The sequence below is a fragment of the Aureimonas sp. CAS genome (genome assembly GCF_059838215.1).
This window is the reverse complement of sequence record NZ_CM187563.1, coordinates 1,018,851-1,028,978: the sequence shown is the minus strand read 5'-3', so window position 1 is coordinate 1,028,978 and position 10,128 is coordinate 1,018,851. Positions and strand designations below refer to the sequence as shown.

Genomic DNA, 10,128 nt, shown 5'->3' with positions numbered 1-10,128 from the left:
CGATGAAAGGGCTCCGCGTCGGAAGCCTTGGAGAGAGCGCGCAACATGGCTATGTCCGACGAGGGGACCGCTATGGAGGCGCATATGCGAGTGCTAGTTCTGGCGGCAGCGACGCTGCTCGCTGTTCTGGGGTCGGCGACAGCGCAGGTGACGCGCGGCGACCTTTTCGACATGGACGCCGCAGAAGGCGTTCACCGGTGTGCTCGACAGTTTCTCGGCAAACCCAATGAGGGGCCAGATCATGAAATCTGGATCATGTGCCTTCAGGCAGCATCGGGCAGCGAGAACCGCGACCCCATGAAGGTGTCGAAGCATGTGATCCGTCGGCAAGGCTCGAACGTTTTCGACGCCGCCGGTGCGCCGATGTCCCCGGAACTCGAAGCCCGAATTCGGTCCGGGCTGTAGGGGCGGGCACGGGAAGGCGGATCACTCCGCCTTCCTGAACAATGCCATGGTGGCCCTCAGCTGATCGTTGAAGGCCTCGTCGCTGGCCGGTTCCGGCACCGGATCGTCGATCTTGAAGCCGCCGATCCGGTATCGCTGCCGCCAGTCGCTGTCGGTCCGCTCGCGTGCCGCGTCGATTGCGACGTGAAGGCGGACAAGATCGCACCTCATGATCGCGCCGTCGCTCCATCCGGGAAGCAGTTTCACTGCCGCCCGGTAGAGATCGACGAGAGCGTCCTCCGGCGTCAGACCTCGCCGTTTCCCTCTTCACGCTCGCCGGCTTCCTCGGCGTCGGTCTCGTCCGGGTCCTTGCCGCCGTTCGCGAGGCGCGTGACGTAGCGCATGATGTCCGCCATCAGGTTCCGCGTGCCAGCCTCGTAGACGGCTTCCGACAGGTCGTCGGTCGAGATCGTCTTCACCGTCACGCCCTGGCGGACGATGTAGGTGACGGCGGCGAGGTCGTTGTTGGCGACGGCCTGAAGGGCGCCGTTGAAGCCGCCGAAGCGTTGCGAAACGGCAGTGGCCGCCTTCAGGCTGGGCTTGAGCTCATACTCGGTGTCGCCGAGCGAGATGCGGACATGAGACGTGAGGGACATGGCGTCGGGTTCCTATAGCCGGGATCGAAAGAGTTGCCGGGGAAAGGTCGGGTAGAGCGGCGGCGCCCCGACAGCACCGCCGCCCAGCTCTCGCGCGAGAGGTCGGATCAGGCCGCGGGGACCTCGATCGGCGCTTCCTGCGGCTGGCAGGTGAAGGTGCGGGTCTGCGTGTCGTTCGGGCCGCCGGCGCCAACGTTCGCGGACTGGACGAGCACCGAGTTGTAGAACACGTCGAACGTGCCGTCCGGGTTCGCCAGCTCGATCTTCAGATTGAAGGACTCGTAGCTCTTCGCCGCCGCGATCATGGCGATCTGGCCGGGGTCCTTATCCTTGCGGGTGCAGACGATCTCCATCGTCGCCCCGTTCGCCGTACCCTTGGCGTGACGGACGCGCGGGTCGTCGACCTCCTCGACGGTGACATCCTGGAACGTGTCGCCGAAGCCGGGCACGGAGCGGATGTGCTTGATCTGAACGTAGGTGTCCGCCGAAAGGGCGGCCTCGGTGTAAGCTGCGGTGGGGGAGCCGATCGAGATCTTCGAGCGGGCGACCGGCGCGGGGTTGTTGGCCATGGGGGCCTCCTTCGTTTGGACATGAAAAAGGCCGCTCGCGGCGGCCGACGTCTCGCTCGCGCGAGGGGTGGAGCGGCGAAGCCGCTATTCGGTGGCAGGCGTCTCCGCCGGCGGAACGAGCGCCTTCTCACGCGCCGTCCTCGAAGCCTGTGACGGAGTGCCGCCGACCTCGATCAGCTTGGCGTTCACGTGAGCCACGATGCGCGGATCGCTCTTATCGACATCGACCGGCTTCGCCTCGGCGGGCGCGATCTCGATGACCTTCCCGGCCTTGTCGCGGAAAAGCACGGCGGCGTTCGAGATGTTGGCAATGTTCGGCATGATCGTCATCCTTCGATCGTGGTGCGGTAGGGAACGGTGATCTCGAGGCGCCAGTAGCCGCCGGCGTCGTTCTGGTCGCCGCTGGCGGGCGACTGCGGAGCGAAGAACTGGACGCCGCAGACGGCCCGGCCGCGGAACAGCGCAGCGATCTCCTCCAGCCATTCCCGGCCGACGTGGGCGCCAACGGCGGGCTGCAGCGCGAGGATGGCGCGGAAGGCCCCCTCCTCCTCGAACTCGTCCGCCGTGATCCACGACGAGCGGCACCATGGGAAGTCGATCAGCAGCCACTCGCTGGCGTCATCCGGCGTGCCGACGACCTCGTTCTCGACAAAGACCGGGCAGTGCGCGAAGCCCGCCTTCAGGTGCGCCTCGACGATCTGGACGACGGAAGGGTGCGCCATCAGCGGGGCTCGACTTCGATGGACGGGTGCGAGTAGCCGGTCGCCTGGTTGAAGCGGTCGAGCCGGTAGCGGATCTTGGCGATGTTGCCGAAGCGGGTGGCAGCCACCGCTGAAACCGCGGCGTACACCCCGTCCAGGCTTTGCGACGACTGACCGGGCGCGGTCGTTGCCATCTGGCGGCGTCGGCCCCGCAGCCGCGAGGCTTCGCGCACGGAGGCGCCCGGCTCGATCTTCCGAGCGTACGGCATGATGTTCGTGAACTCGTAGCGGCTGGCTTGCGGGATGCTGCCGTCCGGGTCGACGAGGCGACCATCGGCACGCAACTCGTGACTCCGCTGATAGCGTCCGGTCAGGCGGGGTGATTCCAGAAGCAGAGCCTCCCCGATCCATTCGAGTACGCTCGTGACGAGATCGAATTCGGCGACGATCCGACCATCAGGCTTCACATTCTCCAATGCGCCGCCCTTGCGGCCGTCCACGAACACCGTCGGGGCCGGATCGGAGCCCGTCGCGCCACGGTTCTGCGAGCGGATGTCGGCGATGCCTTCCCGAGCCACCTGCGCCAGCCGGGCGGATCGGGCCTTTGGGCTCTTCAGATCGTCCAGGAAAACCTGAACCTGTCGATTGAAGGGTTCGAGCTTCATCGTCATGCGCCCACGAGGACGCCGTCGATCGCGAGCAGCGTCTCGCCGGAACGATGCGTCTGGTCGTCGGGCCGCCGGTCGAAGCGCAGCGTCAGGCCGTCCACGAGGACGCGATCGATCTGCGCGCGAAGTGGAAGGAAGGACGCCGGCACGTCTTCCGCCAGGATCAGCACCTTGCGGCTCGTGGAATTGATCCCGCCGGCAATTTCCTCCTGCGTCAGCCCGCGGACACGCGCCCGAACGTTCTCGACCCTGATCGAAGGCTGGTTCGCAACGACCCGTTCGATGGTGACGCGTCTGCCGCGCCGGGTGAGAAGGCGCCGGTAAGTCGCAGGCGTCGTCATGCCGGCCTCCACCGCGCTTTCGCGAGCAGCTGTTTCACATGAGCGGTCGTCGCGTTCTGCATGATCTCCGGGCCGAAGTAGCCTTGGCTGGACGCCCCTTCGATCGTCTCGACGCGCAGCGTCGCCTCCGCCGAAAGCATCCGGTAGGTGCCCTGCACGATCATGCAGATCGCCTCGCGCACGGCAGCGTCCACGTCGTCCGGGCGCTCGCCATAACCGGCGACATACTCGACAGCACCCCGCCCAGAAGGCCACGCGTGACGGCGTCGCGGGAGGACGTACCAGCCGATGAAGTCCCGCTGCAGATCGACGTTCTCGATCGGATCGAGCATGTCGTCTCCGGCGGCGTCGATCCGGAAGATTTGGGCCGAAGAGACGTCCGGCAGCTTGAGCCGTATCTTCGGCTCCATCGGATGTGGGAAGGCGGCGAACTCCTGGCGCCATCTCGAATTGATGATGGCCCGGCCGAGCTGGCCCGAGTAGCCGTCGAGGCGCGCGACCGCTGACGCGGCGAGGCGCTTGAGGAGATCGTCGTCCCCGGCGCCATCGACGCGGCAGAAGGACCGCAACTCCTCGATCGTCACCGGCAGGGACGCCGGTTCCTCGATCCTGATGGCCGGGCCGATCATCAGCCCTTCGCCTCGTCGTCAGCGGCCGACGCTTCGCTGGCCTGCGCCTTCAGGTTCCGCTCGACGGCCTTCGCGCCCGAGATCGTCGGGTCGTTGAAGTCGATGCGGTTCTGATCGGCGGTCGTTTCCGCACGCGGATCATTGTCCACGGCCGGGTGCGACGGATCGACATCCGAGACGATCTGCGCCGGCGCGCCGGACGCTTCGAACTCGGTGGCCGGCGCGGCGCCTTTGTCGGCGGTCTGCGTAGCGGGCTTCTTTTCGGCCATGGTGGCCTCCTGTGCTGGTGAGAACGGAAAAGGCGGGCCGGAGCCCGCCTCATTCGCCGTCGCGGTCGCGCGCCTTACGCGGCGACGCCGATCTTCAGCGCGCGCATGGGCTCGACATTGTGGACGCCGCCGCCGACACGCTTGCGCGTGTAGAAGCCGACGAACGGCTTGTTCGTCAGCGCGTCACGCAGGACCGTGATGCCGATGCGATCGACCACCGTGTAGGTCGCGGCCATGTTGCCGTAGAGCGCAGCCACGTTGCCCGCGGCCACCGCCGGCATGTCGGGCACCTCGACGATGGCCTCGCCGGCGAGCGTCGCGGGCTGGCCGGCGACGAAGGAAGGCTGCCAGAGATAGTTGTTCTGGCCGTCCTTCAGCTTCCGCATGTCCCGCTGCGCGAGACGGCTCGTGTAGAGCTTGGCTCCGAGGCGGAACGCCGCCGGGATGTCGTAGAACAGGTTGATGATACCGTCCGACGTCAGCCCGGCGGCCGCACCGCTGTCCACCGCCTTGATCGCGCCCCAGGGGTGCTTTGCGGCGTTCGCCGCGCCCTCGACATAGGTCAGCAGGCCGAACGGCTTGTTGACGCCGTCGCCGGAGAGAAACGCGATGTTCTCCTGCCGGGAGAACTCTGTCTCGACCTCACCCGAGAGCCACTGCTCGATGTTCACCTCCGAGTCCTCGAGCAGCTGCTGCGACGCGAAGGGGAAGGCGTAAAGCTCGCCGACATTGAAATCGAGCGGCGACACCTGCGGCGTGGAAGTCGCGGGCCGCGACGCGGTCTCGCCGACCCAGCCCGAACCGACGTTGCGGTCGGAATAGAGCTTGCGAAAGCCCGGGCCCGAAATCGACTGCACCGTCGCGTTCTGCCGGATCGGAGAGATCTCCTTCAGGCGGTCGGTGATGGTGCGGTCCCACTCGACCGGTGCCAGATAGCCGCCGTCCGGATTGGACCCGACCGTCATCGCGGCACGCGGGCCGTCCTTCTGGTGCGCCTTGATCTGGCTCTCGTTGTCGCCCTCGCGGAAGAACATCGCCCAGGTCTTGGAGTATTCGGGGTCGGCGAACTGATCGACCTCCGCCCCTCCGCCGCCGAGGGCGCCGGCAGCGAACTTCGCGCTCATCTCGTCGATCGCCTTCTGGGCATTCGCCTGAAACTCGTCGACCTTGCCCTGCATCGTGCCGACCGCTGCGTTGATCTTCTCGACCTTCTCGTCGAGGACCACGTCGGCCTTGCCCTTCCTCAGGTCGTCGAGCTGCTTCGAATGCTCGGCCTTGAATGCCTCGAAGCCGCGGTTCACGGCTTCGATCGCCGTCTTGATGTCCGTCGGCGGGGTTTCCGCGCGCACGGCAACGAGGCCCCGGCGACCGGGGATGAAATGCTGGGTCATCGGACCCTCCTTAGGAGTTGGGTGCATTCACGGTGGAAGCGAGCTGCTGAAGGCTCGCAAGAACGCCAGCGTCCTGCATGGCGGTTGCGGCAGCGTCCTGCGTGCCGCGAAGATCGTTGAAGAGCTGGCGGCGTTCGGCCTTCGTCATGCGACCGCCCTCTGCCAGCTTGCGATCCCATTCACGCAACGAGTGCGGGAGATCGTCGTCGGAATTCGCATAGACCGGGGCCTCGGCGCGGACGTCGAGCAGCGCGTCGGCGAGGCCGATGTCGATGGCCTGCTGCCCTCTGAAATAGGTCCCGGCGCCACTGTCCTTGCTCATGAGGCTCAACATCTCGGCAGGCTCGCGGCCTCCGCGCTTCGCGTAGGTCTCGGCCATGGCCTGATCGAGGTGCTTCAGCGTCGTGATGGTGGAGGCGTGCTGTTGCGCGTTGCCCACCGTGATGCCCCAGGCGTTGTGGATCATGATCTCCCCATTCGAGGGGATCAGGATCGTATCGGCCGCCATGGCGACGAGGGACGCGGCCGAAGCCGCGATTCCCATGATCTTCGCAGTTACCTTCCCACGGTGCTGGGCGAGCATGTTGAACATGGCGACGCCTTGAAAGTAGTCGCCCCCAGGCGAGTTGATCTCGATGACGAGGTCGGTGTCCGCGCCGATGGTTCGAAGAGCTGCGGCCATTCGAGCATCCGCGAACCCGCCGTCCCCGATGAAGTCGAAGAGACTGATCGTGGGGGCATCGCCGGTCTGGACACCCGACCGTGCTGTGAATGAGGAAGCCAACGGCTGCTCGGGCTCGTAGCGAAAGCCCTGCGGCCTCTCGATCGTCTGATCGATCACGGGCAGCTTGGCGAAGAAGCGGGCGGTGCGGTCCATCATCATTCCCCTGAACGCAGCGGCGGGCCGCCGTTGTGGCCCGCCATAGGGTTTGGCGGGACATCTCTTTCGGGCAGGTCCAGCACGTCACGGACCTCTGGGACGCTCATCCAAGGCTGATGGCCGCCTGAGCCGAGCGCTCTCGCGAGATACTCGCCCTGATCTTTCAAGGACCCGCGCAGGAGGGCGGCCGGATTGAAGCGGACCACGAAGCGGTCCTTGTCGGCGCCTTCAAGGAGCGAACGGCTGATGGCCTGCTGCCATGCCTCGAACCAAGGATTCAGGCCGTACTGGACGAAGAACTGGCCGAGAGCGTCGATGCCGGACCCCCAGCTGGTCTCGTCCATCATCAGAAGCGGACGCGGCACACCGGAGACGCGGGCGATTTCCTCGATCTGTCGGCCGCGCAATTCATGCGACTGCGCGTCTTTGGCCGACGTGCCCTGAATGACGAACTTCGTCCCGCCCTCAAGTAGCGGCGTCTTCCCGGCGTTGCGCGCCCCGGCATACTGCTCGTTCCAAGACGCGACGAGGCGGTCGTAGGCCTCCTGCGTCAGCTCCCCCGGCGACTCCAGCGTCGCGCCGACGAACGAGCCGTTCTGAAACAGTCGGCGCACGGCGAGGTCCGCGTCCATCGCCAACCGGATCGCGTCTCGGGCTTGACGGATCAGCGAGACGCCCACGACGCCGTCGGTGGAGAAGCCGCGAAGATGAAGGACGTCGCTGGCAGCCAGTCGCCGCTTGGCGCCTTGTGGCGGCTGGTAATCGTAGACGATCTCCCAAGAGTCCGTGAGCTTCGGCGTGACGCGATCAGGGTCGAGCGGAAGAAGTCGGATCGGCTTGCGCACTCCGCGCGCCGTGTCGCGTGACCAGACGATTAGCGCGTAGGCATTGCCTTTCGTCAGCACTCGCATCTGCATCAGCGAGCGAAACTCGTAAGCCGTCTGCCAGGCGTTCGGCTCGCTATGAAGGAGCCGGAACAGAGGATGGTCGGTCGCCTTCTCCTTCGTCCCCTTCTCGATCAGATGCAGCGGCAGCATGCCGATCGTTGAGGAGATCAGGCTCACGCACCGGAACAGCGTCGGGTTGCGAAGCGCCTGATCGACATTGACCTCGCCGTCGCCGAACAGCCATCCGCCACCCCGCAGCGTTTCGAGAACGACCGGATCGACGACGAGCGGACCGACCTCCGCCTTCGGATGCAGGGCGCCACGCGGAATGTTCGGCACAATACCCATCAAACCATCCGTATTCCGCGAGCCTCATAGGGCGACGCTGCAGCTGGCCTCGGGTTCGTGATCATCACGATCACCGCGTCGAAAAGTGCCATCACGGGGTCGATCTTGGCGTCGCCGGCATTTTGCTTCGTCGCCCGGATCGCAGTCGCTGTCGGCTCGATCCGCAGATTGCCAACGCACCAGTCCATCAGACCGGACGGGGCATGCAGAAGCGTGCCGTTCGCGAGCTTTCGCTCGGCCGTCTTGATCGCGTTCATCATGCCAAAGCCCTGCGGAGCGCCGAGCAGCATCTTGTTCTCGACCGTCACGCCGATCGCCGCGAGAGCGTCGGCGAACTCGCCGAGCCCGGCGGGATCGACTGCGACGGCCGCAAGCTTTCGGGCGGCCTTCACCTTCTCGATGATCCGAACGATGCCGGTGACGTCGGCGAGCTGGTCATCGACGATCGTCAGTTCCTTCGCCTTCTGGAAGTCCTGAAGGCGCGACGCGATCTTGGGCCGCCGGTCGAGAACGCCCTTGTGGCACCAGGCATGCGACCAGGAGAGCCAGCGCTTGGCCTTCTGAATCGACTTCACGCCGTCGATCTCGACCTCCTCCTCGATCTCGACGGGCTCGCGTCCGACGATCGTCAGTCCGAAGAGGTCATCGAGACCGCCGCCATCGATGCCGACGACCGCAACCTCCGAGCGGTCGAGGAGGTCGTCGAGCGACAGATCGATCGCCCGCTTCATCCAGAACTCCGCACCGGCCCAGCGGTCCGTCCGCAGGCCCATGTCGATCTCGACGTTCAGGTGCTTGGCCAGAAAGGTGTTCCGGGTCTCCGGACCCTTCGCCATCTCCTTGCGCAGCTCGTCTTCGAGCCAGTCCGCGCTGACAGACCGACCGAGGTTCGGGTTCGTCACGAAGAAGTTGGCCGGGTCGAGATGCCCCTCGGCCTTCAGCATGGCCTCCGGGAACTCGTAGATGACCGGCAGGAACTTCGGATCGACGATCTTTCCGTCGCGCACCCCGCGCGCGTAGTCGAGCTTTGCCTTGAACACGCCCGCCGGCGGCTCGTCCGACTGCGTCGTGATATTGATGACGAAGCCCTCGGGCCGCGACACGAGACCGCCGGTCGCTTCACGCAGCATCGAGTCGGCGCGGGGGCGCTTTCCGAGTTCCCAGAGCTCGTCCACGAGGACGAAAGCCCCCTTCTTCCCGACGACCGTGCCGCTGTCGGCGGCGAGTACCTTGAGCTTCGCTTTCGTCGTCAGGTGCGTGATCGTCCGAAGATGATCCTGCACCTGAAGGAAGCCCCGACTGCCTTCCGCCGCCCAGAGATCCGGGTCCGCCCGCACCATGTCGGCAGCCGGGTTGTAGGAGTTATCGGCTGCCTCGATCGTCGGCGCGAGGATCAGGAGCTCGTTCGACATCCGCCAGTTGCGGATGAGCGCAGTCAGCATGATCCCGGCGGCGATCGTCGATTTTGCGTTCTTCTTCGAGACGCAGAGGAAGAACTCGCGGATCAGCCGCTTGCCGCTCACCGGGTCCTGCGCACCGAAGATCGCGGCGACGAAGTCGAAGATCCAGTCGTCGCCGATCTCGCCGAAGGTCGGAGAGCCGGCGACGTCCACGACCCGCAACGCCTTGAAGACGTCGAGCGCCGCGTCAGCCTCGGACTGGAAGAGCGGCCGCGACGCGATCAATGGCTCGCGATCGACGATGCGCCTCTGCCAGTCGGGGCATGCCGTCGTCCATTCCATCGCCTACTGCACCAGGCGCGGCGCGGTCGGGACAGCGAAGCGTCCGGAACTGGCCTGCGCCTCCGCCGCCTCCTGCCGAAGGATCTTCTTTCCCTTCTTCTCGGCCTTCTCACCCTGCGCGGCCGCTCGATCCTCGAACCTGCTCTGCGACGCCATCCGGTCGTTCGCTTCGAGCGCTTTCCTGAACTCGCGGATCGCGCCGACATTGCCGTCGTTCACGCCGGCCATGAGCTTTTCGAGCACGCGGGCGTCCAGCCGGTCGCGCATCAGAAACCGAGCGCGCAACTCCGCCTTATAGCTTTTCCGAAGCGTCGGCTGGCTGATCACCAGCGCGTTCGCGATCCGCTCGTTGCTCCACCCGAGGGCGAGGAGAAGGCTGACCTTCTCGCGGTTCGCCTGTGTCGGGATATGCGCGGGACGGCCCCGGCCCCCGAAGTTGGCGGGGACCGGATCGCCGAACAGATCGACGTTGTCGGTCATGGGATACCTGAAAACTAATCGCCGATCTGACATCGGACGGGCATCTGAAACCCATGCATCGCAGGGCTTTCAGCGCTTCTCTGGTCGCTCCCCAGCTTGGAATTTCGCGACCGCCGAAATTTAATCTCTCCGTGCCGCCCCCTGTGACGGTGGAGCGTCCCCCGGCCCAGACTTTTGATACCC

Annotated in this window: 15 protein-coding genes; 1 reads left to right on the top strand and 14 read right to left on the bottom strand. The window is 65.7% G+C overall.

The annotated features are described in order from the left end of the window. Positions 1-45 precede the first annotated feature (45 nt). A complete protein-coding gene (locus AC6R2M_RS04995; protein WP_500486080.1) occupies positions 46-405 on the top strand; it encodes a hypothetical protein in 360 nt (119 codons plus the stop codon). Between the two features lie 21 nt (positions 406-426). Here the strand turns inward: AC6R2M_RS04995 and AC6R2M_RS04990 are convergent, their stop codons facing one another. From AC6R2M_RS04990 to AC6R2M_RS04925, 14 genes are all read right to left on the bottom strand, one after another. Then, positions 427-615, bottom strand: coding sequence for a hypothetical protein (locus tag AC6R2M_RS04990; protein WP_500486078.1), 189 nt, complete (start codon positions 613-615; stop codon positions 427-429). Between the two features lie 74 nt (positions 616-689). Then, positions 690-1,040: a hypothetical protein gene (locus tag AC6R2M_RS04985; protein ID WP_500486076.1), complete on the bottom strand. Its 351-nt coding sequence runs from the start codon at positions 1,038-1,040 to the stop codon at positions 690-692. Positions 1,041-1,147: 107 nt separating this feature from the next. After that, positions 1,148-1,609, bottom strand: coding sequence for a hypothetical protein (locus AC6R2M_RS04980; RefSeq protein WP_500486074.1), 462 nt, complete (start codon positions 1,607-1,609; stop codon positions 1,148-1,150). Between the two features lie 84 nt (positions 1,610-1,693). Continuing rightward, positions 1,694-1,930, bottom strand: a complete 237-nt coding sequence (locus AC6R2M_RS04975) for a hypothetical protein (protein WP_500486072.1) — start codon at positions 1,928-1,930, stop codon at positions 1,694-1,696. A gap of 5 nt (positions 1,931-1,935) precedes the next feature. Continuing rightward, a complete protein-coding gene (locus AC6R2M_RS04970) occupies positions 1,936-2,331 on the bottom strand; it encodes a hypothetical protein (RefSeq protein ID WP_500486070.1) in 396 nt (131 codons plus the stop codon). After that, positions 2,331-2,981, bottom strand: coding sequence for a hypothetical protein (locus AC6R2M_RS04965; RefSeq protein ID WP_500486068.1), 651 nt, complete (start codon positions 2,979-2,981; stop codon positions 2,331-2,333). The genes AC6R2M_RS04970 and AC6R2M_RS04965 overlap by 1 nt, the downstream gene beginning before the upstream one ends. After that, complete coding sequence (locus AC6R2M_RS04960; protein ID WP_500486066.1) at positions 2,978-3,319, bottom strand: hypothetical protein; 342 nt, start codon at positions 3,317-3,319, stop codon at positions 2,978-2,980. The genes AC6R2M_RS04965 and AC6R2M_RS04960 overlap by 4 nt, the downstream gene beginning before the upstream one ends. Further along, the gene (locus AC6R2M_RS04955) at positions 3,316-3,948 is read right to left on the bottom strand and encodes a head-tail connector protein (RefSeq protein ID WP_500486064.1); all 633 of its coding nucleotides are present in this window, start codon (positions 3,946-3,948) and stop codon (positions 3,316-3,318) included. Before AC6R2M_RS04955 ends, AC6R2M_RS04960 begins: the two co-directional genes overlap by 4 nt. Next, on the bottom strand, positions 3,948-4,217 hold the full coding sequence (locus tag AC6R2M_RS04950; RefSeq protein ID WP_500486062.1) for a hypothetical protein: 270 nt from the start codon (positions 4,215-4,217) through the stop codon (positions 3,948-3,950). Before AC6R2M_RS04950 ends, AC6R2M_RS04955 begins: the two co-directional genes overlap by 1 nt. Positions 4,218-4,291: 74 nt before the next feature. Further along, positions 4,292-5,608, bottom strand: a complete 1,317-nt coding sequence (locus tag AC6R2M_RS04945) for a phage major capsid protein (RefSeq protein WP_500486060.1) — start codon at positions 5,606-5,608, stop codon at positions 4,292-4,294. Positions 5,609-5,618: 10 nt separating this feature from the next. Beyond that, positions 5,619-6,485, bottom strand: a complete 867-nt coding sequence (locus AC6R2M_RS04940; protein ID WP_500486058.1) for a head maturation protease, ClpP-related — start codon at positions 6,483-6,485, stop codon at positions 5,619-5,621. Between the two features lie 2 nt (positions 6,486-6,487). After that, positions 6,488-7,714, bottom strand: coding sequence for a phage portal protein (locus AC6R2M_RS04935; protein WP_500486056.1), 1,227 nt, complete (start codon positions 7,712-7,714; stop codon positions 6,488-6,490). An 8-nt stretch (positions 7,715-7,722) separates the two neighbouring features. Then, positions 7,723-9,465 carry a terminase large subunit gene (locus AC6R2M_RS04930; protein ID WP_500486054.1) on the bottom strand — a complete coding sequence of 581 codons (1,743 nt, stop codon included), beginning with the start codon at positions 9,463-9,465 and terminating at the stop codon, positions 7,723-7,725. Between the two features lie 3 nt (positions 9,466-9,468). Then, complete coding sequence (locus AC6R2M_RS04925) at positions 9,469-9,978, bottom strand: hypothetical protein (RefSeq protein WP_500486052.1); 510 nt, start codon at positions 9,976-9,978, stop codon at positions 9,469-9,471. Positions 9,979-10,128 lie beyond the last annotated feature (150 nt).